Here is a 25537-nt window from a genome sequence, read left to right as displayed (position 1 = left end):
AATCGCGGACGCCCCGTTCAGTCCCACCGCCCCCTGTGCCATACTCTCGCTCCAGGTCATGAGCGACAGCGACTACGGCCCCGGCCCGCTGTCCGGCAACCCTCCGTCCGTGGCGGGGTGCCCCGGGTGAAGACCAGGCCGTGGGCAGCGAGGTCCGCGGCAAGCGCGGACCCCTGCAACCCATGGGGTCCTGGTCCTCAAGGGAGCAGTCTCGTGAGCAAGCGAATGCGCTAGGGCGGCACCGCCCTTTCCCCACCCCCACGCCGTTCGGCGCCGCGTGTCCTTCCGCCGCGTCCGCGTGGGCTCTTGAAGCCGTTCCGACTTGTGCCACCGGGAGATACCGCCATGTCCGCATGCCCGAACACCGCCGACACCATCACCGCCGCCGCCACCGCGGAGCCGCTCCCCGTGCTCGGCCGCGACGTCACCGTGCCGCTCGTCACCGGTGGCGAGGTCACGTACGCCGCCCTCGACTACGCCGCCAGCGCGCCCGCCCTCCAGCGCGTCTGGGACGACGTCGCCGCCTACGCCCCGTACTACGGCAGTGTCCACCGCGGCGCCGGGTACCTCTCGCAGCTGTCCACCGACCTGTTCGAGAACAGCCGCCGCACCGTCGCCGAGTTCCTCGGCTGCCGCCCCGACGACCAGGTCGTCTTCACCCGGTCCACCACCGACTCGCTCAACCTGCTGGCCGCCGTGGCGCCCGCCGACTGCCAGGTGTTCGTCTTCGAGACCGAGCACCACGCCTCGCTGCTGCCGTGGCGCGACGCCCAGGTGACGTATCTGGACGCCCCCCGTTCCCCGGTCGAGGCCGTCTCCATACTGGAGCGTGCGCTCGACGACCGTGAGGGGCGGGGGCCGGCGCTGGTCTGTGTGACCGGTGCGTCCAATGTGACGGGTGAGCTGTGGCCCGTACGGGAACTCGCCGCCGCCGCGCATGCGCGGGGGGCCCGTATCGTGCTGGACGCCGCGCAGCTCGCGCCGCACCACGCCGTGGACATCGCCGGGCTCGACGTCGACTGGGTGGCCTTCTCCGGGCACAAGCTGTACGCGCCGTTCGGTTCCGGTGTGCTCGCCGGGCGCGCGGACTGGCTCCGGGCCGGGGAGCCCTACCTCGCGGGCGGCGGCGCCAGCCGTCGGGTGGCACGGCGTGCCGATGGCGGGGTGGACGTCGACTGGCACACGACGGCGGCCCGCCACGAGGCCGGTTCGCCCAATGTCATCGGGGCCTACGCGATCGCCTCCGCCTGCACGGCGCTCACCGAGGCGGGCTTCGACGCCCTCGCCGCACGGGAGCAGCGGCTGGTCCGCCGGGTGCGGGAGGGGCTGGCCGAGGTGCCCGAGGTGCGGGTGCTCTCGCTGTTCGGTGACGACGCGCCGCGCGTGGGCGTCCTGTCGTTCGTGGTGGAGGGCTGGAACAGCTCGCACCTCGCCGCCGCGCTCTCCGCCGAGTACGGCATCGGGGTGCGGGACGGCCTCTTCTGCGCGCATCCGCTGCTGCGGACCCTGCTCGGCAGCGGCCCCCAGGAGCCGGGGGAGTGCGGCGCCCCGGAGGCCGGCCCCGGTGAGCGGTCGCTCAACGCGATCCGCGTCAGCTTCGGCGCCGGCACCCCGGACGAGCACGTGGAGCGGTTCGTGCGGGCGGTGAAGGAACTGGTGAGCGACGGCGCCCGGTGGAACTACCGGACGGAGGACGGCCGCTGCGTTCCCGACCGGGAGACCACGGCCGTCGCGTGACGCGGGCGAGGGCGTACGGGCCGTCCCGCACGGCCCGGTCGCCCCGGCTCCCGAGGCGGGTGGCCGGTGCTCGCGCGCGCGGGGCCGGCCCGTCGCGCCGGACGCCGGAACCCGACGTTCCGCGGCCCCCGCCGGGAGGCGCTACGCGTCGAGGCCGATCGCGAACGCCGCCTCCAGGTCGTGCTGCGAGTACGTACGGAACGCCACGTGCGTGTCCGTCGCCTCCACGCCCTGGATCTTGCTGATCCGGCCAGGGATCACCTCGGCCAGGTCGTCGTGGCGCGCGACCCGGACCATCGCGATCAGGTCGTACGTACCGGTCACCGAGAAGACCTCGCTGACGCTGTCCAGCGCGGCGATCGACTCCGCGATCTCGGGGATCCGGTCCACACTGGTCTTGATGAGCACGATCGCGGTGATCACGGCTGGTGTTCTCCCTCGGTGGCCGCGGTAGGGCTTTTCACTCTATCCGTACGCCGGCGGAGTGCCCACGCGTACAGGAACCCCACCACGAAGCCCACCAGATGGGCGAGGTAGGCCACCCCCGGGCCGGATCCCGCGCCACGGGCCGCCAGCCACTGGAGCACGAACCAGAAGATCAGCACGAGCCAGGCGGGGAAGCGCAGCGGCAGGAACAGCAGGAACGGGAAGACGCTGGTCACCCGGGCCCGGGGGAAGAGGTGGAGGAAGGCGCCGAGCACCCCGGAGATCGACCCCGACGCGCCCACCAGCGTCTGGCCGGAGGCGGCGTTCGCCGCCGCGTAGCCGACCAGCGCGACATAGCCGGTGGCGAGATAGAAGAGCGTGAAGCGCGTCCGGCCGAGTCGTTCCTCCGTCATCGCACCGAAAACGTAGAGGAACAGCATGTTTCCGAGCAGATGCAGCCAGCTGCCGTGCACGAAGAGCGCGGTCAGCGGCGCCAGCAGGGTGTGCAGGGCGTGCGACGTGTGCGACGAGAGGTTCGTCAGCTGGTTCGGGACGACCCCCCACCGTTCGAAATAGGCGCTCTGCGCGGCGAGGAGCGCGTCACCCTCCCCGTACCCGGGGTCGAGCCCGGAACCGGGGCTGACCAGGAAGGCCAGACAGCACAGGACGATCAGCCCGTACGTGATCACAGGCGTTCCGGCCGCCCCGTCCCGCCCCCGCCGCTCCATGTCCGACCGCCACCTCATGCCGTTCGCCGCGTCATCACGGGACAGAGCATGGCGTATCGGGAGTCAGTGGCACAGAGTGCCTCGCCGCTCCCGTCGGGTACCCGTGAGGCCGTAGGGTTGCGGAAGGACATTCATCCGCAGTTCGACGGCGCACCGCGGGGCAACCGCATCAAGGACGAGGGAAAGAGGGCGGCAGACGATGACGACGGTTCCCCAGCCGACAGCCACCACCCGGTGGCGCTGCACGCTGTGCGGCAATCTCACGAGGTTCGACGTGACCCGGTCCTCCAGGGCCGTGGAGTACGTCCATCTGGACCTGGCGGGAGAACCGAAGGTCGAGGAGCGCGAGGTGGTCAGTGAGACCATCGAGTCGGTGCGCTGCCGTTGGTGCAACGCGGTGGATCAGATCGAGCTGGTGGACAGGCCGGGATCGGGTTCCTGAGGGAGCCGCCCGAAAGGGGTAGATGGGGTGACGGATCGTGGCGCAGTCCTCGAGCGGTGCTGAGCCGGCCGACGCGGCCGGCGGCGACGCCGTGGAGGAGCTCGACCGCCCGCTCCCGGACGGGGTACGGCGCCGGGTCGTGGCGCTGGTCTCGGACGCCTTCGGCGGGCTGACCGTCACCGAACTCCCGGTGCAGTTGCGGCAGTACGCCCGCTTCACCCCGAGCCGACGGGCGAAGTTCGCGGGGAACGCGATGGCCGCCGCCCTGGAGAGCGACCCGCTGTTCCGGCAGCGGATCGGTGAACGGCTGGGCGTGGCCCAGCCGGAGCTGACGGCCGCCCTGGAGGCCGGTTCGCCGCCGGCCGCCGCCGATCCGGTCGACGTGGCCGCGGCCGCCTACGTTCTCAGGCCCCCCGGATGGGTGAAGTTGGTGGCCGCCGCGGGCGAGGAGGCCCAGCGGGCCGACGCCGAGCGGGTGGACGAGGAGACCCGGCGCGAGCTGGACCGGCTGCGGGCCGAGCTGGCCGGGGCCAGGGAGCGGGCGAAGAGCGAGTCGGACCGGTTGCGAGCGGAGCTGGACGGCGTCCGCAAGGAGGCCGAGTCACTGCACCGCAAGCTGCGCAGCGCCCAGAGCGACGTGCGGCGCGGCGAGGCCGCGCTGCGCCGCCTCGCCGCGGAGACCGAGGCGGTCAGGGCCGAGGCCGCCGCGCAGGTGTCGGCCGCGGAGAGCGAGACCCGCCGGGTCAAGGCGCGGCTCGGGGAGGCGGAGTCGGCGGTCGAGGCGAGCCGCAGGGCCGCGCGCGAGGGGCGTTCCGTCGAGGACATGCGGCTGCGGTTGCTGCTGGACACCCTGCTGGATTCGGCCCAGGGGCTGCGGCGGGAACTGGCGCTGCCGCCCGCCGCCGTCCGCCCGGCCGATCTGGTGGACGCGGTGGAACCGGGCAGGATGTCCCCGAAGGACGTGGCGGCCCGCGCGCTGTCCGAGACCGACCCCGCGCTGCTCGACCAGTTGCTCGCGCTGCCGCAGGCGCATCTGGTGGTGGACGGCTACAACGTCACCAAGACCGGTTATCCGACGATGCCGTTGGAGAAGCAGCGGTTGCGGCTGCTGGGCGGTCTCGCGATGCTGGCGGCGCAGACGGGCGCCGAGATGACCTGTGTCTTCGACGGTGCGGAGCTGGCCGCGCCGGTGTTGCTGGCGCCACCGCGCGGGGTGCGGGTGCTGTTCTCCAAGCCGGGGGTGACGGCGGACGAGCTGATCCGGCAGCTCGTACGGGCGGAGCCGCCGGGCCGGCCCGTCGTGGTGGTCTCCACCGACAGAGAGGTCGCCGACGGGGTGGCGAAGGCGGGGGCCAGGCCGGTGGCGTCCGCCTTGTTGTTGAAGCGGCTCTCCCGCGTCTGACCGTGCTCGGTTCCGCCTGTTCTCGCCACTTCCTCGCGTTCGCCGCCTTCGTACTTCTCCGTTCGCTCCGTCGTGTTCAATCGGTTTTCCTTCAATTCTCTCCGGTAATGACCGAATTGGTCGTACGGTGGGGGAACGTAGCGTCAAATGGCCATTACTGCATGCTCGGTGTCGGTAAATAATGCCCTCTCTGACCGAGATTTTTTCGGGAAGGATTTGAACTGATCACGGGGCGGTCACTAAGGTCATGGCTCGAACCTTCGCGCGGTTGATCACCCACCCGGGGTGACAGCGAAGGCACCGCCGATTTCTCGCAGTCCAGCCCTGCTCGCGGGGGTGCCGGACGCGAGGAGCCGGGGCCGGGTCCGTCCTCCTGGCCCGGTAGGCGGCTGAGGAAGAAGGAGCTCGCCTCCGTGGCGTCCCACCGTCGTCCCAAGCAGCCGAGCCGCGCCCGTGTGACCGTGCTCACCGCGACCGCCGCCGCCGCTGTCGCCATGTCCTCCCAGGCCGCGCAGGCCGACCCGAAGCCGAGCAAGGCGGAGGTCAAGGAGGAGGTCGACAAGCTCTACGAGGACGCGGAGGCGGCCACCGAGAAGTACAACGGGGCCAAGGAGGCGCAGGACAAGCTCGAGGAGCAGGTCGGCGCGCTCCAGGACAAGGTCGCGCGGGGCCAGGGCGAGCTCAACCAGATGCGCACCGCGCTCGGTGCGATCGCCAGCTCCCAGTACCGCAACGGCGGCATCGACCCCTCCGTGCAGCTCTTCCTCTCCTCGGACCCCGACACATACCTGGAACAGGCGTCCGCGCTCGACCAGGTCAGTGCCAAGCAGGCGGACCAGATCCAGGACATCCAGGCCAAGCAGCGCTCTCTCGCGCAGCAGCGCAAGGAGGCCCAGGACAAGGTCAAGGACCTCGCGGAGACCCGCAAGGAGTTCGCCAAGAAGAAGAAGGAAGCCCAGGCCAAGTACGCCGCCGCGCAGGAACTCCTGAACACGCTCACCGAGCAGGAGCGCGCCGCGCTCCAGAAGGAGGACGAGGAGCGCGCCAGCCGGGGCAGCGGCAGTGGCGGCGGCAGCTCCGCCCGTACCGATCTGGGCGACGCTCCGCCCGGTTCGAACCGGGCCGCCGCCGCGTTCGCCGCCGCGCAGAGCAAGATCGGCACCCCGTACGTCTACGGCGCCAGCGGCCCCAGCTCGTTCGACTGCTCGGGACTCACCTCCTGGGCCTACGCCCAGGCCGGTGTCTCCATACCCCGTACCTCCGAGGCGCAGGCCGGGGCCGGCGCGCGCCTGTCGCAGGGCGAACTCAAGCAGGGCGACCTGGTCCTGTTCTACGGCGACCTGCACCACGTCGGCCTGTACGCGGGCAACGGCCAGGTGCTGCACGCGCCGAAGCCGGGCGCCCAGGTGCGCTACGAGTCCATCAACAACATGCCGTTCCAGTTCGGCGTCCGCGTCTGACCGTGCCCCGTCCGGGCCCCTCGCCCGTCGTCACGGACGTATGTACGCGACGCGCGGTCCCGGTCCGCTGTCCGCACCCTACGGCGCCCACACCGCCCGATCGAGCGAATTCCGCGGACGTCCGCTGACCCCCGCCCCGCCGGTGACCTGTGGTCCACGGCGGGGCGTCACTGTGCGTGCCCCCTACGGTCGTTGGCCGCTCCGTGATCATCCCGCTACTGTCTGCTGCGTGCGGCCCCGGCCATCGCTCCGCCCGTCGGGCGGCAGGAGCCGCGCCTGTGTGTACAGCGGAAGCGGAAGGGAGCGCGGCTTCCTGTGGTGTCCCATCGCCGTCCCTCACAACCCGTCCTCGGTGTCGGCGCCCGGGTGACCGTCGTGTCCGCCGCGGCGGCGACGGCGGCCGCGGCCCTCGGCGCCTCGCACGCGGACGCCGACCCGCGGCGGACCCCGGAGGCGGTGCGGGCGAAGGTCGACCGGCTGTACGAGGAGGCCGAGAAGGCGACCGAGCGGTACAACAAGGCGGACGAACAGGTGGACCAGTTGCGGAGGTCGGTGGACCGGGCGCAGGACGGCGCCGCCCGGGGACAGGAACGCGTCAACCGGATGCGGGGCGTGCTCGGCGCGGTCGCCGGCGCCCAGTACCGCTCCGGCGGGCTCGACCCCGAGCTGGCCCTGCTGCTCTCCTCCGACCCCGACAGCTATCTGGAGAAGGCGAGCGACCTGGCACGGGCGGGCGCCCGGCAGTCCGGCGTCCTGCGGGAACTGAAAGAGGCGCGGCGGCGGTTGGGACAGGTCCGCATGGAAGCGGCGCACGACCTCAAGGAGTTGGAGCGCAGCCGGGCCGCCGTCGCCCGTCACAAGCGGAGCGTCGAGCGCAAACTCGCCGAGGCCCGGCGGCTGCTGGCCTCCCTGCCCACCGCCGAGCGCGACGCCTACGACCGTGCCTCCCGCTCCGACCGCGACGGACTGCCCACGCTCTCCGGTGGCGCGCCCGCCTCGGAACGCGCGGCGGCGGCCGTCCGGGCGGCACAGCGCGCGGTCGGGCTGCCCTACGTGTGGGGCGCCAACGGCCCCACGGGCTTCGACTGTTCCGGCCTCACCCAGTGGTCGTACGCGCAGGCGGGCGTGGGCCTGCCGCGGACCTCGCAGGCCCAGCGGTACGCGGGACGCCAGGTCTCGCTCGCGGAGGCGCGGCCGGGGGACCTCGTGGCGTACCGCGACGACGCGAGCCACATCGGGCTGTACGTGGGCAACGGCCAGGTGATCCACGCGCCGTACCCGGGAGCCGCCGTGCGCTACGACCCGGTCGGCATGCTGCCGGTGTCCTCGGTGACCCGCGTCTGACTCCGCCGCACCGACTCCGCCGGACAGACGGTCGCGGCCGTTCCGCCCGGTCCCACCGCCCGGCGTCGCACCGCGTCGCACCGCGGCCCCGAACGGTCCGCCGTCGACCCCGTACGATCGGCGCGTGGCGGGTCAGGAGCGTACGACGGCGGGGACGCCCGGCGGAGTGCGCCGGCGTACGGCCGTCTCCGGGCTGGCCGCGGTGCTGATCGCGCCCGCCGTGTCCGGCTGCGGCCGCCCGGCCGCGCCCCGGGCCGCCGATCCGTCGCCGGACGCCGAGGCGAGGATCCGGTGGACGCTGGCCCGCCGGGCGGCGGCCGTCCTCGCCCGGGACGAGCGGGCGTACCTCGACGCCCTCGCGCCCGGCGCCCAGGGCCTGCGCACCGCCGAGCGCCGGGCGTTCCGCGACCTCGCGGAGGTGCCGCTGGGCGCATGGGAGTACCGGATCACGGACGTCGCACGCTCCGGCGCGCGGGCCACCGTGCACGCCGATCTGCGCTACCGGCTCACCGGTCACGACAGCGCGCCGGTCGCCACGCCCCGCCTCCTGGAGCTCGGCGAGCGGGCCGGGCGGTGGTACGTCACCGCCGACCGGCCGGCCGAGGGCGGCACGCCGCAGCTGTGGCAGCAGGGCACGGTACGGGCCGTACGCGGCGCCCGCGCCCTCGTCCTGGGCGTCGGGCAGGAGGACGCCGCGCTGCGCGCTCTCGCGGCGGCGGCGGACCGGGCCGTACCCGCCGTGACGGACGCCTGGCCGGACTCCTGGGCCCGGAAGACGGTGCTGCTCGTGCCCGGCTCGGCGGCGGCCATGGCCGCTCTGCTGGGCGGGCCGGCCGACGGCTACCGGGGCATCGCCGCCGTCACCACCGGCCAGGCCGGCCGAGCGGGCGCCGCGCCCGCCGCGCCCGCCGACCGGATCGTGGTGAACCCAGAGGCGTACGGCTCCCTCACCCGCTTCGGCCGGCAGGTCGTCCTCACCCACGAGACCACGCACGTGGCCACCCGTACCGCCACCTCCGCCGCCACGCCCACCTGGCTCTCCGAGGGCTTCGCGGACTGGGTCGCCTACCGGCGCACGGGCCGGGCCGCGAGCCGGATCGCGCCGGAACTCCAGCGCGCCGTGCGCCGGGGCGAGCTGCCCGCCGGGCTGCCGTCCGACGACGACTTCGCCTTCGGCGGCGACGCCGACCGGCTGGCCCGGGCGTACGAGGGCGCCTGGCTGGCCTGCGAGCTGATCGCGGAGCGCTGGGGCGAGCGGCGGCTCACCGACTTCTACCGCGCGGTCGGCGGCCAGGAGCGGCGCGAAGGCGCCGTGGCGCGCGCCGCGCGCGACGTACTGGCCACGAGCGCCGACGGCCTCACCGCGCGCTGGCGCGCGTATGCGCGCCGTCGGCTGGGCTGACCGGGACCGCCGGCCCGGCGCCCCGGCCCGGTACCGTGGCCCGCCACAGTCGGCGGCAGGCGAGCACGGTCGCGGTGACCAGCAGTCCGTTCCGTACCGCCAGCAGCGCGACACCGGCCGGATCGCCGGTCACCACCAGGTCGAAGAACAGCGGGAACTCCAGCTGCGTCACCGCCGTCGCGACCAGCACCATCCAGGCCGGCAGCGCCATCCGGCTCGTCCGCGCGACCAGGCAGACGGCGGCCAGCCCGACCAGCCACAGCATGTACTGCGGGCTGATCACCCGGCTTGTCGTCGTGAACAGCAGGACCGCGGCGAACGCCGCCTCGGCCGGGGTGCGCGCGGTGAACGCGCGCGCCCGCAGCCGCCACAGCAGCAGCCAGCACAGCGCGAGCACGGTCAGTCCCAGCGCGGCACCGCTGACCAGCGGGACGTACGGTCCGGCGAACTCGACCGAGCCGTAGCTGAGCAGCACCCCGCCGTCCCAGCCGGTGTGCCGCGCCACCTGGAAGACCAGGGCGCCCAGCGACTCGATCTCCGTGCCGCGGTCCCGCTGGAAGGTGAGGAAGGCCAGCGACCCCGGCAGCGCCAGCAGACAGAGCACGACGATCCCCGCCGCCGTGACGGCCGCCGTGCCCCACGCCCGGCGGGTCGGCGCACCGCGCTCGGTGCCCACCAGCAGCAGCGCCGGCCAGACCTTCAGCAGCGCGCCGAACGCGGCGAGCGCGCCCATCAGGCGGGGCCTGCCCGCGTGGAGCAGCGCGGCGACGGCCACCGCCGTCACCATCAGGTCGTAGCGCGCGTACGCGGTCGGTCCGAGCAGCGGCACCCCGGCCACCCAGGCCCACGCCCCGCGCACCGACCGGCCCCCGCCCGGGTCGGGGCTCCGGCCCTGGTCCCGGCTCGGGCCCTGGCCCTCGCGCCGGTCCCGGGCCGCGTGGAGCAGCAGGGTGAGGACGACCGCGTCGCACAGGAACACCAGCACGAAGAACGCGGTGGCGTACCCGAGGAAGGGCAGCACGGCCGGGGACGCGATCGCGAGCGCGGCCGCGGGCGGGTACTGCCAGGTCACATCGGTCAGCGGATAACTGCCGGACCTCAGCACCTCGTACCAGCCGTGGTAGATCACCGACACGTCGGCGGTGACGTCGGGGCCCGGCGGGACGATGACCCGGAACACGCAGAGCAGCAGCACCGCCCTCGTGAGGCCCCAAGCCGCGACCGCGAATACGGTGCCGTTCGCCCGCGCCATGACCACCTCGTCCGATCCGCGCCCTCGGGCGCTCGCCCATACCCGTTCGTCGTGTTCATTCTTTTTGTCCGTGCGTGATCGCGGGGGTCATGATGCCGGGTGTGCCCGTGCGAGAGCCATGAGGCGGGGCCGCCGGGCTGCTCCGGCCGGGTTCGGCTACTGTCGGCGGCGATGCGCAAGACATTGATCGTGACCAATGACTTTCCGCCCAGGCCCGGGGGCATCCAGGCGTTCCTGCACAACATCGCGCTCCGGCTGGATCCCGAGCGGCTCGTCGTGTACGCGTCCACCTGGAAGCGCGGCCGGGAGGGCGCCGAGGCGACCGCCGCGTTCGACGCCGAGCAGCCCTTCACCGTCGTGCGCGACCCCACGACGATGCTGCTGCCGACCCCGCGCGTCACCCGGCGGGCGAGCCGGCTGCTGCGGGAGCACGGCTGCGAGTCGGTCTGGTTCGGCGCTGCGGCGCCGCTCGGCCTGATGGGGCCCGCGCTGCGGGCGGCGGGCGCGCGGCGCCTGGTCGCCACCACCCATGGCCACGAGGCCGGCTGGGCCCAGCTGCCCGGCTCCCGGCAACTGCTGCGGCGCATCGGCGAGGGGACCGACACGATCACCTATCTGGGTGAGTACACCCGCTCGCGCATCGCGCCCGCGCTGACGCCCGAGGCCGCCGCGCGCATGGTGCAACTGCCGCCGGGCGTCGACGAGAAGACCTTCCACCCGGGGTCGGGGGGCACGGAGATCCGGGAGCGCCTGGGCCTGACGGGACGCCCGGTCGTCGTCTGCGTCTCCCGGCTGGTCCCGCGCAAGGGCCAGGACACGCTGATCCTGGCGCTGCCCGCGATCCTGGCGCACGTGCCGGACGCGGTGCTGCTGATCGTCGGCGGCGGACCGTACGAGAAGGACCTGCGCCGGCTGGCCCGCGAGACGGGCGTCGCGGACGCCGTCCGCTTCACCGGCGCCGTGCCCTGGTCCGAACTCCCCGCGCACTACGGCGCGGGCGACGTCTTCGCCATGCCCTGCCGCACCCGCCGGGGCGGTCTCGACGTGGAGGGCCTCGGGATCGTCTACCTCGAAGCCTCGGCCACGGGCCTCCCGGTGGTGGCGGGCGACTCCGGCGGCGCGCCGGACGCGGTGCTCCCGGGCGAGACGGGCTGGGTGGTACGGGGCGCTCCGCGCGAGGCGGCGGTGCGGGAGACGGCGGACCGGCTCGTACCCCTGCTCCAGGATCCCGAGCTGCGGCGGACGATGGGGGAGCGGGGCCGGGCGTGGGTGGAGGAGAAGTGGCGCTGGGACCTGCTGGCGGCCCGGTTGCGGGAGCTGCTGTAGCGCGAGACCGGCAGGCGGCGCCACGGTATGTGTCCCGGCCGGGGCGTGCGTCGACTACGCTGAAACCTGACGTTGACGTCAGAGGAAAGTTCGGAAGGGCCCGTGCGGCCTGGATCACCCGGGGGTGCTGTGCGGATCGGTGAGCTCGCCAGGAGGACCGGCGTGAGCGTACGGGCGCTGCGGTACTACGAGGAGCAGCGGCTGCTTCCCTCGGACCGCAGCCCGGGCGGGCAGCGGCACTATCCGGAACAGGCGGTGGACCGCGTCCGGATGATTCAGCAGCTGTACGGCGCGGGGCTGTCGAGCGGCACGATCCTGTACCTGCTGCCGTGCCTCTCCGCCGGGCGGACATCGCCGCCGATGCTCGACCGGCTGGTGACCGAGCGGGACCGTATCGACCGGCAGATCAACGACCTGAAGGGCGCCCGGGACCGGCTCGACGGCCTCATCACCGAGGCCACCGACGTCTGGCCGGAGTGGGAGGTGCGCCGTCCCGCGTGAGGGGACGTCCGCGTGAGGAGGTGCCCGGCGTGCGGAGGCGGGGCCCGCCGGGGCTCGCGGTCCCGGCGTGCCCCCCCCTCCGCACGGGCCCGGCTCAGGGCTGGTAGATCGCCTCGATCTCCTCCGCGAAGTCCTTCGCCACCACGTTCCGCTTCAGCTTCATCGACGGCGTGAGGTGCCCCGCCTCCTCCGTGAACTGCCCCGTCAGCACGCGGAACTTCCGTACCGACTCCGCCTTCGAGACCGCCGCGTTCCCCTCGTCCACCGCCCGCTGGATCTCGGCCAGCAGCTCCGGGTCCAGGCGCAGGGCAGCCGGGGTCGCGTCGGCCGGCTTGCCGTGATCCTTCGCCCAGCGGGTGAGGAACTCCTCGTCGAGCGTGATCAGGGCGCCCACGAACGGGCGGCCGTCGCCGACCACCATGCACTCCGCGATCAGGGCATGGCCGCGGATGCGGTCCTCGATCACCGCCGGGGCGACGTTCTTGCCCCCGGCCGTCACCAGGATCTCCTTCTTCCGGCCGGTGATCGTGAGGTAGCCGTCCTCGTCCAGCGTCCCTATGTCGCCGGTGTGGAACCAGCCGTCGGACAGGGCCTCGGCCGTCGCCTCGGCGTTGTTCCAGTACCCCGTGAACAGGTGCTCGCCGTGCAGCAGCACCTCGCCGTCGTCGGCGATCCGCACGACGGAGCCCGGCAGCGGCTGGCCGACCGTGCCGATCTTCTGGCGGTCCCACGGGTTGAAGGCGGTGGCCGCGCAGGACTCGGTGAGGCCGTACCCCTCCAGCACCGTGAAGCCGATGCCGCGGAAGAAATGGCCCAGGCGCTCGCCGAGGGGGGCGCCGCCGGAGATGGCGTACTCGCCGTTGCCGCCGAGCACCGCGCGCAGCTTGCGGTAGACGAGGACGTCGAAGACCTTGTGCCGGACCTTCAGGCCGAGGGACGGGCCCCGGGGCGTGGACAGGGCCCTGCTGTACGCGACGGACGTCCGCGTCGCCCGGTCGAAGATCTTGCCCTTGCCCGCCGCCTGAGCCGTCGCGCGCGCCGCGTTGTAGACCTTCTCGAAGACGCGCGGCACACCGAGGATCATCGTGGGCCGGAAGGAGGCCAGGTCCTCGGTGAGGTTCTTGATGTCCGGCACGCAGCCCAGCTTGATCGGCGCCATCACGGCCGCGACCTCCACCAGCCGTCCGAAGACGTGCGCGGTCGGCAGGAACAGCAGGACCGAGCACTCGCCGGTGCGGAAGAGGGGCTTGAGCCGTTCCACCGCGTTGCCGCACTCGGCGAAGAAGCTGCGGTGCGTCAGCACGCACCCCTTGGGCCGCCCGGTGGTCCCCGAGGTGTAGACGATGGTGGCCGGGTCGTCGGCCTTCGCCGTCGCGGCCCGCTCGTCGACCTCCGCGTCCGTGATGTCCGCGCCGAGGGCGGTCAGTTCGGCGATGGCGCCGGGGCCCTCCGAACCGCCCGAGCCGTTCGAGCCGTTCGAACCGTCTGGGCCGGACGCGTCGCCCGGCTCGATCCGCCAGACCTTCCGCAGGTCCGGCAGCGCGGCCCGGACCGACTCCAGCGTCGCCACGTGCCCGTCGTTCTCCACGATCGCCGCGACCGCGCCCGAGTCCCCGAGGATCCACTGCAACTGCTCGGCGGAACTCGTCTCGTACACCGGGACGGTCACCCCGCCCGCGGTCCAGATCGCGAAGTCCAGCTGCACCCATTCGAAGCGGGTCCGGGACATCAGCGCGACCCGGTCGCCCGGCCGGACGCCCGCCGCGATCAGCCCCTTGGCCACGGTCCGTACCTCGGCGAGGAACTGCGCCGCCGTCACATCCGTCCAGACACCGCCGACCTTGCGGCCCAGCACCGCCACATCGGGGTGCTGTGTCGCGTTGCGGCGGACGAGATCCGTCAGATTGCCGTCCGAGGGGACCTCGTACAGGGCCGGAAGGCTGAACTCGCGCAAGACTGCTGCTCCTCACCGGGCGCCGGCGTCACCGCTTCTGTGTACACGACGGCTGGTCCATCGATCGGTCGGGTGCTCGATGACCTGAGCACGCCGGGACTGCCCGGACGTTACCCATCGGTACCAGCATCCGATAGGGGGACCTGTCAGATGTTCTCCGGGTCACACATATGGCCACACGACGGTCACACCGTGGCCATACATGCGAGGACATCGCTGCGCGAAGCGTAGTCCACCTGCCGGACCGTGCGGAAGGAACCGCAGGTCCGGCCGCCCTACCGGCCGGGGGACCCGCGTTCTAGGGTGATCGTCGTACAAGGCGGCGATGACGTACGAGGCAGTGGTGACATGAGGGACGGTGGTGACCGCGGTATGCGGATCAACGTGGTCAGTGACGTACACGGCAACGCGCGCGACCTCGCGGCGGCGGCGGACGGCGCGGACGCGCTCGTCTGCCTGGGTGACCTCGTCCTCTTCCTCGACTACGCGGACCACTCGCGCGGCATCTTCCCCGACCTCTTCGGCACCGAGAACGCCGACCGGATCGTCGAGCTGCGCACCGCCCGCCGCTTCGGCGAGGCCCGCGACTTCGCCGCACGACTGTGGGCGGACATCGGGGTCGAGCCGATGACCGCGATCCAGCAGGCGGTGCGCCGCCAGTACGAAGAGCTGTTCGCGGCCTTCCCCACCCCCACGTACGCCACCTACGGCAATGTCGACATACCGGCGTTCTGGCCGGAGTACGCGCGGCCGGGTACGACCGTGCTCGACGGCGAGCGCGTCGAACTGGGCGGCCGCGTCTTCGGATTCGTCGGCGGCGGGCTCCGTACGCCCATGCGCACGCCGTACGAGATATCCGACGAGGAGTACGCGGCCAAGGTCGAGGCGCTCGGCGAGGTCGACGTGTTGTGCTCGCACATCCCGCCCGACCTGCCGGAACTGACGTACGACACCGTGGCGCGCCGTTTCGAGCGCGGCAGCGGCGCACTGCTGGCGGCCATCAGGCGGACGAAGCCGCGGTACGCGCTCTTCGGCCACGTCCACCAGCCGCTGGCGCGGCGGATGCGCGTCGGCCGCACCGAATGCGTGAACGTCGGCCACTTCGCCTCGACCGGGCGGCCCTGGACGCTCGAGTGGTGACGGCGTGACGAGGGTGAGGGCGACGGCGCCGTGACGACCCGGCGACGCGACCCGACGGTGGCGCCGTGCCCGTGACGCCGTGCCCGTGACGCCGTGCCCGTGGCGCCGCGCACGTGACGGCTCGCGCCGCTCCCGGCCGGGGCGGTGCGGTGACCGGAAATCCCCTGTCCGGCAGCCTGGACGGGCGTCGAGAGGTAACCCTGAAAGGGGCGCACGCCCACTCGCGATAGCCTTCACCCCGCGTACCCAGCATCCGAGGAGCACGGCGATGGCGGAACACACCAGTTCGAGCATCACGATCGAGGCGGCACCGGCCGACGTCATGGGCGTGATCGCAGACTTCGCCCGCTATCCGGAGTGGACCGGTGAGGTGAAGGAGGCCGAGGTGCTCGTCACCGACGCCGAGGGCCGCGCCGAGCAGGTCCGGCTGGTGCTGGACGCCGGGGCGATCAAGGACGACCACACCCTCGCCTACACCTGGAAGGGGCCGGACGAGGTCAGCTGGACCCTGGTGAAGTCCCAGATGCTGCGCGCGCTGGACGGCTCGTACTTCCTCGCGCCAGTCGACGGCGGCACGCGCACCGAGGTCACCTACCGGCTCACCGTCGACGTCAAGATCCCGATGCTCGGCATGATCAAGCGCAAGGCCGAGAAGGTCATCATCGACCGCGCCCTGGCCGGTCTGAAGAAGCGCGTCGAATCCGCCCCGGGAGCCTGAGCCCCATGCGTACGGTCCTGGTCACCGGCACCGGCGGCGCGGGCCGTACCACCGTGGCGGCGGCGACCGCCCTGGCCTTCGCCCGGGGCGGCGGGCGCACGCTGCTGCTCTCCGCCGACCCGCTGGGCGAACTTCTCGGCACCGAGCCCGGCACCCTGGGCCCCGACGCGGGCCCCGTCGCGGGCGGGGGGACCGCCCCGGACACGGCGTCCGGGGCCGGTCACGGACCCACCGAGGTGGCCCCCGGCCTGTGGGCCGCGCGGATCGACTCCGGTGAGCACTTCCGATCCGAACTCCTCGCCCTCCAGGAGCGCGCGGCCACCCTGCTCGACCTGCTCGGTGCCCGCAAGCTCACCGACGAGGAGCTGACCGAACTGCCGGGCAGCGACCGGTCGGCCCTGCTCCAGGCGCTGTACCGGGCCATAGGCGGCGGCTGGGACGCCCTCGTCGTCGACCTGCCGCCGCTGGACGACGCCCTGCCCCTCCTCGCCCTGCCCGAGCAACTGCGCCGCTATCTGCGCCGGCTGCTGCCGCGCGAGAGGCAGGCGGCCCGCGCCCTGCGCCCGATGATGGCCCAGCTCGCCGGGGTCCCGATGCCCGCGCAGTGGCTGTACGAGACGGCCGCGCGCCGGGACGCCGAGCTGGCCGCCGTGCAGGCGCTGATCGAGGACCGGGCGACGACCGTACGGCTGGTCGCGGAGCCGGGGCCGGCCGCGGCGCGTGCGCTGCGCACGGCCCGCACCGGACTCGCGCTGTACGGCCTGCGCGTGGACACGCTCGTCGCGAACCGCACGCTGCCGCCGGACGCCACCGGCCCCTGGCTCGCGACGCTGGCCGCCCAGCAGCGCAAGTGCCTGGAGGAGTGGTACGAGGAGTGGGGGCCCGGGACGGCGGTCCGCGAGGCCGGACACCTCGGCCGGGACCCGGAGGGCCGGGACGACCTGGTGCGGCTGGACCTGGGCGAGAGCGCCGGGGACGGGCCCGGGGCCGTGCCCGGAGCCGGCACCGGGCCGGCCCCGGCCGTGACACCGGGCCTCGCCGATCCACCGTGGCGGACGGAGGACAGGCTCGCCGAGGACAACCTCCTTCTCTGGTGCCTGCCGTTGCCCGGCGCGGTCAAGAGCGAGCTGTCGCTGGTGCGGCGGGACGACGAACTCCTGCTGACCGTGGGCCGGTTCCGGCGCATCGTTCCGCTGACCTCCGCCCTGCGCCGCTGCACGGTCACCGGCGCGGCCCTCACGGACGGAGAGCTGCGGGTCAGGTTCGCGCCCGACCCCGCTCTGTGGCCGCGCCCGCACTGAACGCCGCCGTTCGGGTACCGTCGGAAGGGACGAGACCTGCCGAACCCGCGTCCTCGCGCCCGAACACCCGGGCGCCGGCACGGGATCGGCACCGGCCCTGTCCCTTTCGACGCGGGAGTACTCCATGAGCGATACGGACGCAGGCGGGCGCCCCGCCGGCGACGCGGACGCGTGGGCCACGGCCTGCGCCGAGGACCTGGAGGCCGAGCGGGCCCGCCGCCGCGCCGTCCACGGCCGGCCGCCGGGGTCGGCCGCCGAGGAGCTGCGCAAACTGGTGGACGCGGTCGCCGACAAGGTCGCGGCGCTGCCCGGCCCGCTGTTCGGGGTGGCGGCGCAGGGGGCCGTGCGGCAGTTCGTCGACCAGGCCAAGGCGGCCGTCGAACCGGTCATCGAGCGCAACCCCGACGTCCTCGACCACCTCGCGGCGGCGGGCAACGAACTCCTCGCGGCCTACCGGTCCGTGGTGGAGACGCAGGAGACCCGCTGGACCCGGGAGTCCTCGAAGAGCTCGGGTCCCTCGGGAACCGAAGGACCCACGGAGCCCACTGAGCGCACTCGGTCCGTGAAGCCCACCGAGCCCCCGGGACCGGCCGGTGGCACGGACGCGTCGGACGGCCCGCGCGACGCGCGTGGCACACACGGCCCGCCCGGCCCCCAGGACTCGAAGAAGGCGGGCGACCCCACCGACCCCAGGGACGAAGGCCCAGGTCCGGACGGCCGTATCGACCTGGACTGACCGGTCGGGTTTCCCCCCTCGGGTACGGTGGCGGTAGCGGGGCTCGACCGGAACTGAGGGATTCATGGGACTCACCATCGGCGTCGACATCGGCGGTACGAAGATCGCGGCCGGAGTGGTCGACGAAGAGGGCACCATCCTGGAGACGCACAAGGTGCCCACCCCGCAGACCGCGGAGGGCATCGTCGACGCGATCTGCACGGCCGTCTCGGGTGCCGGCGAGGGGCACGAGATCGACGCGGTCGGCATCGGCGCGGCCGGCTACGTCGACGACAAGCGCGCGACCGTCCTGTTCGCCCCGAACGTCAACTGGCGTCACGAGCCGCTCAAGGACAAGGTCGAACAGCGGGTCGGCCTGCCCGTGGTCGTGGAGAACGACGCCAACGCGGCGGCCTGGGGCGAGTACAAGTTCGGCGCGGGCAAGGGCCACGAGGACGTCATCTGCATCACGCTCGGCACGGGCCTGGGCGGCGGCATCATCATCGGCAACAAGCTGCGGCGCGGACGCTTCGGCGTGGCGGCGGAGTTCGGGCACATCCGGGTGGTCCCGGACGGCCTGCTGTGCGGCTGCGGCAGCCAGGGCTGCTGGGAGCAGTACGCGTCCGGCCGCGCCCTCGTCCGGTACGCGCGCCAGCGCGCCAACGCGACGCCGGAGAACGCGGAGATCCTGCTCGGCCTCGGCACCGGCACGCCGGAAGGCATCGAGGGCAAGCACATCAGCCAGGCGGCGCGTGCCGGTGACCCGGTGGCCGTCGACTCCTTCCGCGAGCTGGCCCGCTGGGCGGGGGCCGGCCTGGCGGACCTGGCCTCGCTGTTCGACCCGTCGGCCTTCATCGTCGGCGGCGGTGTCTCGGACGAGGGCGAACTGGTCCTCGGCCCCATCCGCAAGTCCTTCCGCCGCTGGCTGATCGGCGGTGAGTGGCGCCCGCACGCGCAGGTCCTGGCGGCGCAACTGGGTGGCAAGGCCGGACTGGTGGGCGCGGCCGACCTGGCGAGACAGGGCTGAACGGCGGCGTCCGCCGCAGAGCCGCCCGGTGGGGCAGCCGGGCGCCCGACGGCTGAACCAAGGTGATCCATCGAGCGAACGACCACGCCCGTCGCCCCAGGTGAGGGAGCGGCGGGCGTGGCGGCTTTCCGGGGCTCTCCGGTACCGGGCGCGGCGTCGGGGCCGGTACCGGGGGCCGCCGGGGAGGCCCGTCCGCCCGGCCCCTCGTATGGTGTGATCATGGCAACGTTCCCGCTGCCCGAGTCCCGTACCGATCCGGACGGTTCGGCCGTGGTCCGGGTCCTCAGCTACAACATCCGCTCGATGCGCGACGACCGCGACGCGCTGGCCCGGGTGATCCTCGCCTGCGCGCCGGACCTCGTCCTCGTCCAGGAGGCGCCGAGGTTCTTCCGCTGGCGCAAGCACGCGGCCCGGCTGGCCGCACGCACCGGCCTCGTCGTGCTCGGCGGCGGCGCGCCGGCCGCCGGGCCGCTGCTGCTGTGCTCGTTGCGCGCCACGGTGGAGCGGACCGAGGACGTCCTGTTGCCGCGCACGCCCGGCCTGCACCAGCGTGGCTTCGCGACCGCGGTGGTACGGATCGGCCGGGCCCGCGTCGGGCTGCTGAGCTGCCACCTCAGCCTTGCCGCCGCGGAACGGTACGCCCAGGCGGGCCTGTTGCTCGAACGACTGGCGGCCCTGGACGTCCCGTACGCGATCGCCGGGGGCGACATCAACGAGCGGCCGGGCGGACGCGCCTTCCGGCTGCTCGCGGGGAAGCTCCAGGACTGCTGGGCGACGGCGCCGTGGGGCGGGGAGTTCACATCGACCGCGGCCGCGCCGCACCAGCGCATCGACGCGATCTTCGCCACGCCGGGCATCGAGGTCCTGGGCTGCGGCGTGCCGACCGGCCTGCGGGGGCTGTTCGGCCAGGATCTGAGGACGGCGACGGACCACCTCCCGGTCATGGCGGCGCTCCGCGTACCGGCGAGCTGACCGCCACGGATAGCCCACGGCGCGGCGCCGGCCGCCACGGTTCCCGGGCCGCGCGGGGACCGTACGCGGCGGGGTACGGCCCCGGACGCCGCGGAACCGTACGGGAGCGCTTTGTGCGGTCCTGTACGGGCGCGTGCGGCCGCGGCCCGTCGGTCCGCCGTCCGTACGCGCCGGGCGGGGCTGCCGGCCGCGCCTCCGACCTCCCCGGCCGCCCGGCCACCCGTACGCGCGGGTGGCGGCGCCGCCCGGCTCGGCACCCGGCCGTCAGGCGCGGCCCGGCGGCCGCGTCAGACCACCGCGCCCCGCCCCGGGTCGTCGGTCTCGTCGTCGTCCTGCTGCATCCGCGCCACCAGCGTCACGAAGCCGCCGATGAAGCCGCCGACACAGACCGTCGTCAGCCACCAGGTCATCTCCCAGCCGACGATCACGGCGATCAGCATCAGCACGGGGCCACCGACCACCGCCAGCCAGGCGAACTTCGCCGTCACGTCCGCCTCGGGCAGCGGCGGCGGCTCCGGCGGGACGAAGTGCCCCTCGTCCGTTTCGTCGAGGTCGTCGTCGCGCGGCTCCGCCGGCGTGTAGTCGCGCGGGCCCGCGCCGCCCACACCGGGTGCGAAGACGATCGAGCTGCCGAGGGCCTGCTTCGGGGTGTCCGAAGGGCCGGACGCCCCCGAGGAGTCGGCGGAGTCGGCGGATCCGGCGGATCCGGCGGATCCGCCGTCGGCGTCGCCGGAGTCCTTGTCGAGGCCCTTCCCCTTCTCGCCGTTCCCCGGCGCACCGGATCCCGCGGCCGGGCCCGCGTCCGGGGGCGTACCGTTCCGCTCGCCCTCCAGCAGCGCGAGGTCCTCCACCGACTTGAACGGCTTGGCGCCCGGCGGGTCCGGGGGCTCCTCCCCGTACCCGGCGACGATCGCCGCCCAGGCCGCGTCCTCGTCGATCGGCTGCGGCTCGCGGTCCGCGTCATGCTCAGCCACCGCTGGTGCTCCCCTTCTTCGCGACTCCCGGAGCGAGCCGGCCGACGAACGCGTAGCTCTCCTCGAAGATCCGCTCCGCGTCATGGTCCAACGTCGCCACGTGGTAGCTCTGTTCCAGCAGTACCTCATGGACGTCGAGCGAGGAGATCCGGGCCAGCACCCGGGCCGAGTCGGCCGGCGGCACCACATGGTCCCGTGGGCTGCGCAGGAGCAACAACGGCTGGGTCACCTGGGGCAGCGCAGTGTCCACCAGCCGGAGGAAATTCCGCAGCGAGTACGCGGCGTGCAGCGGCACCCGGTCGTACCCCAGCTCCACCGCGCCCTCCTTGGCGATGTCGCTCGCCACCCCCTTCGACGACGGCACCAGATGCCGGACCACCGGCAGCGCCCGCGCCGTCACGCCATGCAGCTTCACCGCCGGGTTGACCACCACGACGCCGCTGATGGCCGGCCCGTGCTTCGCCGCCAGCCGCAGCGTCAGCGCCCCGCCCATCGACAGCCCGAAGACGAAGACCTGACGGCACCGCTCCCGCAGCTCCCGCAGCTCCCGGTCCACCTCCGCGTACCAGTCCTGCCAGCCGGTGGCCTGCATGTCGTGCCAGTGGGTGCCGTGCCCGGGGAGCAGCGGCAGGGACACCGTCAGCCCGCGCCCGGCCAGATACTCCGCCCAAGGGCGCAGCGACTGCGGGGAACCGGTGAATCCGTGACAGAGGAGCACGCCGGTCTCTCCGCCCTCGTGGCGGTACGGCTCGGCTCCGGGAAGGACCGGCACCAGGGTCTCCTGTTCGTGGGTAGGGGAGGAGCAGGGGTATGCGTAGGAGGTTCGCGAAGGTCGTGGGGTCCGGGGACGTGCGGGTCCGAGGGGCAGGGCGCGGGACGCGCGGAGCACGGAAGCCCGCCGAGCGCGGACGCGACTGCCCCGAGGACTACTTCACCGTACGCGACCGGACCGACACCGACCAGGTCCGCAGGACGTACAGGAAGGAGAGGCCGGGCCGCCCACGGGTTAAGGTCTGTTCGACAGCACACAGGAGGCACCCGAGTTGATCTACGGCGCAATGAAGTTCTCGATCGGAGGGCCGCTGAAGCTTGCCTTCAGGCCCTGGGTGGAGGGCATCGAGAACGTTCCCGCCGAGGGGCCGGCGATCCTCGCGAGCAACCACCTCTCCTTCTCGGACTCGTTCTTCCTCCCGGCCGTACTCGACCGCAAGGTCACCTTCATCGCCAAGGCCGAGTACTTCACCTCGCCCGGCGTGAAGGGCAGGCTCACCGCGGCCTTCTTCAAGGGCGTGGGCCAGCTTCCGGTGGACCGTTCGGGCGCGCGCGGCGCGGGCGAGGCGGCCATCCAGAGCGGGATAAAGGTCCTGGAGCGGGGCGAGCTCTTCGGTATCTACCCGGAGGGCACGCGCTCGCCCGACGGCCGCCTCTACCGCGGCAAGCCGGGCGGCCTGGCCCGCGTCTGCCTCGCCACCGGGGCACCCGTCATCCCGGTCGCCATGATCGACACGGAGAAGATCCAGCCGCCCGGCAAGGTGGTGCCCAAGCTGATGCGACCGGGCATCAGGATCGGCAAGCCGCTGGACTTCAGCCGTTACCAGGGCATGGAGGGGGACCGGTTCATCCTCCGCTCGCTGACCGACGAGGTCATGTACGAGATCATGAAGCTGTCCGGTCAGGAGTACGTCGACGTCTACGCGACCGCGGCCAAACGGCAACTCGCGGAAGAGCAGAAGGCATCGGGGACCACGGGACCGACGGGGCCCGCGGAGAAGTAGGGGCCGAGCCGGGCGTTCGGGGTGCCCCGTCCGCCGGCGAGTGAGCCGAAGGGGGCTGAAGCGCCCCCGGAGGCGAACCGAGCCTCACACAGGGGGGATCCATGTCGGTCGAGCAGCCGTTGTGGCAGGCGCTGCGCGCCTACCGCCCGCTGACCATGGTCTACGCGGTGCTGCTCTTCGTCTTCGAGCGCGAGAAGTTCGAGCGCCCGTGGGTCGCGGCCTGCTTCCTCTCCTTCCTGGCCGTCTGGACCCTCGCCACCCTCCCCCGGGTGGCGAACGCGGTCAGCTGTACCAAGCGGTTCCTCGTCGCCGACCTGATCGTCGCCCTCACCGGCATCCTGCTCACGCCGCTGGCCGACGCGCACGCCCAGGAGATCGACGGGCCCACCCTGCCGTCGATATGGACCGCGGGCTCGGTGCTCGCCTTCGCGCTCAAGGGCGGCTGGCGCTGGGCCGCCGTCGCGTCGTCGTTCGTCGCCGCCGCCAACCTCGTCGAGCGGGCCCACCCCAGCTGGGACACCCTCCACAACGTCCTCCTGGTGTGGGTCGCCTCGATCGCCATCGGATACGTGGTCGAGGTCGCCCGCGCCTCCGAGCGCACCCTGGCGCGCGCCCTGGAGATCGAGGCGGCGACCCGGGAACGGGAGCGGCTGGCGCGCGACATCCACGACAGCGTGCTCCAGGTGCTGGCGATGGTGCAGCGGCGCGGCACGGCGCTGGGCGGCGAGGCCGCCGAGCTGGGCCGGATGGCGGGGGAGCAGGAGGTCGCGCTGCGGACCCTGGTCTCGGGCGGGCCGGTCCCCGCGGCGCGGACCGCGGCCGACCGCGCCACCCCCGCCGCCGAGCCCGAGGACGGCGCCGGGCCCGGAGATACGGCCAGGTCGGGCCCGTGCGACCTGCGCACGCTGCTCGCGCCGTACGCCGGCGCCCGGGTCAGCTACGCCGAACCCGGCACCCCGGTCCTGCTGGAACCGTCGGCGGCCGGGGAACTGGCGGCCGCTGTCGGTGCCGCCCTGGACAATGTGGACAGACACGCGGGTACCGACGCCCGCGCCTGGATCCTGGTCGAGGACTGGCCGGACGAGGTGATCGTGACCGTCAGGGACGACGGCCCCGGCATCCCGGAGGGCCGGCTCGCCCAGGCGGAGGGGGAGGGACGGATGGGCGTCGCCCTCTCGATCCGCGGCCGGCTGCGGGACCTCGGCGGGACCGCCGAGCTGATCTCGGTGCCGGGGCAGGGGACGGAAGTCGAGCTGAAGGTCCCGAAGGAACGGGGGAAGGCGGAACGATGAACCAGCCGGGCACGACGAGCACGCAGGCGCCGGAGGCGGCCACCGGACCGGCGATCAGGGTCATGGTGGTCGACGACCACCCCATGTGGCGGGACGCCGTCGCACGCGACCTGGACGCCGCGGGCTGCGAGGTGGTCGCGACCGCCGGGGACGGCCCGCAGGCGGTGCGGCGGGCGAAGGCCACCGGCCCGCAGGTGCTCGTCCTGGACCTCAACCTCCCCGGGATGCCCGGTGTCGAGGTCTGCAAGGAACTGGTCGGCACGCTGCCCGGGCTGCGCGTGCTCGTGCTCTCCGCGAGCGGCGAGCACGCGGACGTCCTGGAAGCGGTGAAGTCGGGCGCCACCGGCTATCTCGTCAAGTCGGCCAGCACGGCGGAACTGATCGACGCGGTGCGCCGGACGGCCGTCGGCGACGCGGTCTTCACCCCGGGCCTCGCGGGCCTGGTCCTCGGCGAGTACCGCCGACTGGCCTCGGAACCCGCCCCGACCGCCCCGGACGAGCCCTCCGCGCCCCGGCTGACCGATCGCGAGACCGAGGTGCTGCGGCTGGTCGCCAAGGGGCTGTCGTACAAGCAGATCGCCGAACGTCTGGTCATCTCGCACCGCACGGTGCAGAACCACGTGCAGAACACGCTGGGCAAACTGCACCTGCACAACAGGGTGGAGCTGGTGCGGTACGCGATCGAGCGGGGCCTGGACGACGCGTGACGCCTCCCGGCGGGGGCCGTCGGACGGGACGGGGGGCCTGCGGCCCGGTTCGGGGGTGTGTGGTGCGGGGCGGTGGTTGTGTGCGGGTTGTCGCCGGGGGCCGTTCCGGGGCTCGCGTCCGGGACTGCATGCCGTGTTTCCTGGGGGACACCCATAGCCCCCGTACGCCGCGCCACGGCCCCCTTCAGCACCCGTCACCAACCGAGGTGTACGAGGAAGTACTGCGCGTGCTGACCCGCGGTATACCGGGAAGCCGGGTCCTGGCCAGGGTGAACAGGTCCTCGCTGTGCCGAGCGCGGTCCCGGCTCGGCGAGGACGTGCTGGAGCCCTGTTCGGGGAGGTGGCCGGTCCACTCGCCACCCCGGACACGCCCGGAGCATGGTGGCGCGGGCTACGCCTGCTTGCTCTGGACGGCACCCAGTTCGACCTTCCCGACTCCGTGAGCAACGGCGACACCTTCGACGGCCCCTCTGCCACGGGCGGCCTCCCCTTCGGATTCCCGCAGGTGAGGGCCGTGGTTCTCGCCGAAATAGGGACACACGGAGTGCTCGATGCCCGCCTCGGCGGCTACCGCGACGGCGAACGCACCCCGCCCACCCGCTGGCTGGCTCCACCGGTCCCGGGGACCCGGTGATCGCCGACCGCGGCTTCTGGTCGGTCGAGTTTGCGCACGCCTTCTCCGCGGCGGGCGCGGACCTGCTGGTGAGGCTCCAGTCCAACCACCTCGGCATCCTCCAGGAGGAGCTTTCCGACGGCTCGTACTTGTCGATGGCGCGTCCGGGCAGGGACGTCCGGCTCCGAGCCGCACGGGAAGGCCGGACCCTGCCCAAGCACACGATCTACCGCGTCATCACCTTCACGAAGGACGACAAGGTCGCCTTCCTCGGCACGACACCGCTGGATCCCGAGCAGTACCCAGCGGCCGAGCTGGTCGCGCTCTAC

The 25537-nt window shown here is 73.3% G+C and carries 24 protein-coding genes, 1 pseudogene and 1 riboswitch; of the genes and pseudogenes, 19 read left to right on the top strand and 6 right to left on the bottom strand.

The genetic code is table 11. From position 1 onward, the window contains the following. Positions 1-54 precede the first annotated feature (54 nt). Positions 55-172, top strand: a riboswitch (SAM riboswitch). A 173-nt stretch (positions 173-345) separates the two neighbouring features. Beyond that, positions 346-1737 (top strand): aminotransferase class V-fold PLP-dependent enzyme, encoded by a 1392-nt coding sequence (locus IG02_RS0113365; RefSeq protein WP_051764930.1) that lies wholly within the window; start codon positions 346-348, stop codon positions 1735-1737. A gap of 141 nt (positions 1738-1878) precedes the next feature. Here IG02_RS0113365 and IG02_RS0113360 read toward each other — a convergent pair whose 3' ends face one another. Together IG02_RS0113360 and IG02_RS0113355 are read right to left on the bottom strand one after the other, a co-directional pair. Then, on the bottom strand, positions 1879-2160 hold the full coding sequence (locus IG02_RS0113360) for an Lrp/AsnC family transcriptional regulator (RefSeq protein WP_030745960.1): 282 nt from the start codon (positions 2158-2160) through the stop codon (positions 1879-1881). Next, positions 2157-2891: a rhomboid family intramembrane serine protease gene (locus IG02_RS0113355; RefSeq protein WP_234314728.1), complete on the bottom strand. Its 735-nt coding sequence runs from the start codon at positions 2889-2891 to the stop codon at positions 2157-2159. Before IG02_RS0113355 ends, IG02_RS0113360 begins: the two co-directional genes overlap by 4 nt. Before the next feature lie 199 nt (positions 2892-3090). On the opposite strand from IG02_RS0113355, the gene IG02_RS0113350 reads away from it, so the two are divergent. From IG02_RS0113350 to IG02_RS0113330, 5 genes are all read left to right on the top strand, one after another. Then, a complete protein-coding gene (locus IG02_RS0113350) occupies positions 3091-3333 on the top strand; it encodes a hypothetical protein (RefSeq protein WP_030745957.1) in 243 nt (80 codons plus the stop codon). 37 nt (positions 3334-3370) lie between these two features. Further along, the gene (locus tag IG02_RS0113345) at positions 3371-4735 is read left to right on the top strand and encodes an NYN domain-containing protein (protein ID WP_030745955.1); all 1365 of its coding nucleotides are present in this window, start codon (positions 3371-3373) and stop codon (positions 4733-4735) included. Positions 4736-5148: 413 nt separating this feature from the next. Further along, positions 5149-6195 (top strand): C40 family peptidase, encoded by a 1047-nt coding sequence (locus tag IG02_RS0113340; protein WP_030745953.1) that lies wholly within the window; start codon positions 5149-5151, stop codon positions 6193-6195. 315 nt (positions 6196-6510) lie between these two features. Then, positions 6511-7539 (top strand): NlpC/P60 family protein, encoded by a 1029-nt coding sequence (locus tag IG02_RS0113335; protein ID WP_030745951.1) that lies wholly within the window; start codon positions 6511-6513, stop codon positions 7537-7539. Between the two features lie 124 nt (positions 7540-7663). Continuing rightward, positions 7664-8941 (top strand): hypothetical protein, encoded by a 1278-nt coding sequence (locus tag IG02_RS0113330; RefSeq protein ID WP_234314727.1) that lies wholly within the window; start codon positions 7664-7666, stop codon positions 8939-8941. Here the strand turns inward: IG02_RS0113330 and IG02_RS0113325 are convergent. Further along, on the bottom strand, positions 8898-10193 hold the full coding sequence (locus IG02_RS0113325; protein ID WP_030745947.1) for a glycosyltransferase 87 family protein: 1296 nt from the start codon (positions 10191-10193) through the stop codon (positions 8898-8900). The two genes, IG02_RS0113330 and IG02_RS0113325, sit on opposite strands and share 44 nt — an antisense overlap. Positions 10194-10364: 171 nt before the next feature. Between IG02_RS0113325 and IG02_RS0113320 the strand changes: the two genes are divergently transcribed. Both IG02_RS0113320 and IG02_RS0113315 read left to right on the top strand, forming a co-directional pair. Beyond that, on the top strand, positions 10365-11519 hold the full coding sequence (locus IG02_RS0113320; protein ID WP_030745944.1) for a glycosyltransferase family 4 protein: 1155 nt from the start codon (positions 10365-10367) through the stop codon (positions 11517-11519). A 129-nt stretch (positions 11520-11648) separates the two neighbouring features. Further along, positions 11649-12020, top strand: coding sequence for a MerR family transcriptional regulator (locus IG02_RS0113315; protein WP_030745941.1), 372 nt, complete (start codon positions 11649-11651; stop codon positions 12018-12020). 94 nt (positions 12021-12114) lie between these two features. Here the strand turns inward: IG02_RS0113315 and IG02_RS0113310 are convergent, their stop codons facing one another. Further along, positions 12115-13974, bottom strand: coding sequence for an AMP-dependent synthetase/ligase (locus tag IG02_RS0113310; RefSeq protein ID WP_030745938.1), 1860 nt, complete (start codon positions 13972-13974; stop codon positions 12115-12117). A 372-nt stretch (positions 13975-14346) separates the two neighbouring features. Here IG02_RS0113310 and IG02_RS0113305 point away from each other — a divergent pair, with 372 nt between their 5' ends. From IG02_RS0113305 to IG02_RS0113280, 6 genes are all read left to right on the top strand, one after another. Next, the gene (locus IG02_RS0113305; protein WP_037802872.1) at positions 14347-15114 is read left to right on the top strand and encodes a metallophosphoesterase family protein; all 768 of its coding nucleotides are present in this window, start codon (positions 14347-14349) and stop codon (positions 15112-15114) included. 268 nt (positions 15115-15382) lie between these two features. After that, positions 15383-15832, top strand: coding sequence for an SRPBCC family protein (locus IG02_RS0113300; RefSeq protein WP_030745932.1), 450 nt, complete (start codon positions 15383-15385; stop codon positions 15830-15832). A 5-nt stretch (positions 15833-15837) separates the two neighbouring features. Continuing rightward, positions 15838-17133 carry an ArsA-related P-loop ATPase gene (locus IG02_RS0113295; RefSeq protein ID WP_030745929.1) on the top strand — a complete coding sequence of 432 codons (1296 nt, stop codon included), beginning with the start codon at positions 15838-15840 and terminating at the stop codon, positions 17131-17133. A gap of 124 nt (positions 17134-17257) precedes the next feature. Further along, positions 17258-17869, top strand: a complete 612-nt coding sequence (locus IG02_RS0113290) for a DUF5304 domain-containing protein (RefSeq protein ID WP_030745926.1) — start codon at positions 17258-17260, stop codon at positions 17867-17869. Between the two features lie 64 nt (positions 17870-17933). Further along, positions 17934-18875 carry an ROK family glucokinase gene (locus tag IG02_RS0113285; RefSeq protein ID WP_030745923.1) on the top strand — a complete coding sequence of 314 codons (942 nt, stop codon included), beginning with the start codon at positions 17934-17936 and terminating at the stop codon, positions 18873-18875. 219 nt (positions 18876-19094) lie between these two features. Continuing rightward, complete coding sequence (locus IG02_RS0113280; RefSeq protein WP_030745920.1) at positions 19095-19847, top strand: endonuclease/exonuclease/phosphatase family protein; 753 nt, start codon at positions 19095-19097, stop codon at positions 19845-19847. Positions 19848-20134: 287 nt separating this feature from the next. Here the strand turns inward: IG02_RS0113280 and IG02_RS0113275 are convergent, their stop codons facing one another. Then, positions 20135-20905, bottom strand: a complete 771-nt coding sequence (locus IG02_RS0113275; RefSeq protein WP_420707740.1) for a hypothetical protein — start codon at positions 20903-20905, stop codon at positions 20135-20137. Next, the gene (locus IG02_RS0113270; RefSeq protein WP_030745914.1) at positions 20814-21593 is read right to left on the bottom strand and encodes an alpha/beta hydrolase; all 780 of its coding nucleotides are present in this window, start codon (positions 21591-21593) and stop codon (positions 20814-20816) included. Before IG02_RS0113270 ends, IG02_RS0113275 begins: the two co-directional genes overlap by 92 nt. Before the next feature lie 271 nt (positions 21594-21864). Between IG02_RS0113270 and IG02_RS0113265 the strand changes: the two genes are divergently transcribed. From IG02_RS0113265 to IG02_RS43865, 5 genes and pseudogenes are all read left to right on the top strand, one after another. Beyond that, complete coding sequence (locus IG02_RS0113265; RefSeq protein WP_234314726.1) at positions 21865-22596, top strand: lysophospholipid acyltransferase family protein; 732 nt, start codon at positions 21865-21867, stop codon at positions 22594-22596. 101 nt (positions 22597-22697) lie between these two features. Further along, positions 22698-23888 (top strand): MacS family sensor histidine kinase, encoded by a 1191-nt coding sequence (macS, locus tag IG02_RS0113260; RefSeq protein ID WP_030745908.1) that lies wholly within the window; start codon positions 22698-22700, stop codon positions 23886-23888. Continuing rightward, positions 23885-24595, top strand: coding sequence for a response regulator (locus IG02_RS0113255; protein ID WP_030745904.1), 711 nt, complete (start codon positions 23885-23887; stop codon positions 24593-24595). The genes macS and IG02_RS0113255 overlap by 4 nt, the downstream gene beginning before the upstream one ends. Before the next feature lie 340 nt (positions 24596-24935). Next, complete coding sequence (locus IG02_RS42785; RefSeq protein WP_051764927.1) at positions 24936-25229, top strand: hypothetical protein; 294 nt, start codon at positions 24936-24938, stop codon at positions 25227-25229. Continuing rightward, positions 25226-25510, top strand: a pseudogene (locus tag IG02_RS43865) (hypothetical protein); the annotation flags it as partial. The gene IG02_RS42785 and the pseudogene IG02_RS43865, both read left to right, overlap by 4 nt. Between the last annotated feature and the right edge of the window lie 27 nt (positions 25511-25537).

It is taken from the genome of Streptomyces sp. NRRL F-5135 (genome assembly GCF_000719775.1).
Lineage (GTDB): Bacteria > Actinomycetota > Actinomycetes > Streptomycetales > Streptomycetaceae > Streptomyces > Streptomyces hebeiensis.
This window is presented reverse-complemented; position numbering and strand designations above follow the sequence as displayed.

Excerpts from the sequence above, each read along its gene's own strand:
- IG02_RS0113295 (WP_030745929.1), top strand. The coding sequence starts at position 15,838 with ATGCGTACGGTCCTGGTCACCGGCACCGGCGGCGCGGGCCGTACCACC.
- IG02_RS0113305 (WP_037802872.1), top strand. The coding sequence starts at position 14,347 with ATGCGGATCAACGTGGTCAGTGACGTACACGGCAACGCGCGCGACCTC.
- IG02_RS0113280 (WP_030745920.1), top strand. The coding sequence starts at position 19,095 with ATGGCAACGTTCCCGCTGCCCGAGTCCCGTACCGATCCGGACGGTTCG.
- IG02_RS0113275 (WP_420707740.1), bottom strand. The coding sequence starts at position 20,905 with ATGACGCGGAGCGGATCTTCGAGGAGAGCTACGCGTTCGTCGGCCGGC.
- IG02_RS0113290 (WP_030745926.1), top strand. The coding sequence starts at position 17,258 with ATGAGCGATACGGACGCAGGCGGGCGCCCCGCCGGCGACGCGGACGCG.
- macS (WP_030745908.1), top strand. The coding sequence starts at position 22,698 with ATGTCGGTCGAGCAGCCGTTGTGGCAGGCGCTGCGCGCCTACCGCCCG.
- IG02_RS0113350 (WP_030745957.1), top strand. The coding sequence starts at position 3,091 with ATGACGACGGTTCCCCAGCCGACAGCCACCACCCGGTGGCGCTGCACG.
- IG02_RS0113325 (WP_030745947.1), bottom strand. The coding sequence starts at position 10,193 with ATGGCGCGGGCGAACGGCACCGTATTCGCGGTCGCGGCTTGGGGCCTC.
- IG02_RS0113365 (WP_051764930.1), top strand. The coding sequence starts at position 346 with ATGTCCGCATGCCCGAACACCGCCGACACCATCACCGCCGCCGCCACC.
- IG02_RS0113300 (WP_030745932.1), top strand. The coding sequence starts at position 15,383 with ATGGCGGAACACACCAGTTCGAGCATCACGATCGAGGCGGCACCGGCC.
- IG02_RS0113320 (WP_030745944.1), top strand. The coding sequence starts at position 10,365 with ATGCGCAAGACATTGATCGTGACCAATGACTTTCCGCCCAGGCCCGGG.
- IG02_RS0113255 (WP_030745904.1), top strand. The coding sequence starts at position 23,885 with ATGAACCAGCCGGGCACGACGAGCACGCAGGCGCCGGAGGCGGCCACC.
- IG02_RS0113355 (WP_234314728.1), bottom strand. The coding sequence starts at position 2,891 with ATGGAGCGGCGGGGGCGGGACGGGGCGGCCGGAACGCCTGTGATCACG.
- IG02_RS0113285 (WP_030745923.1), top strand. The coding sequence starts at position 17,934 with ATGGGACTCACCATCGGCGTCGACATCGGCGGTACGAAGATCGCGGCC.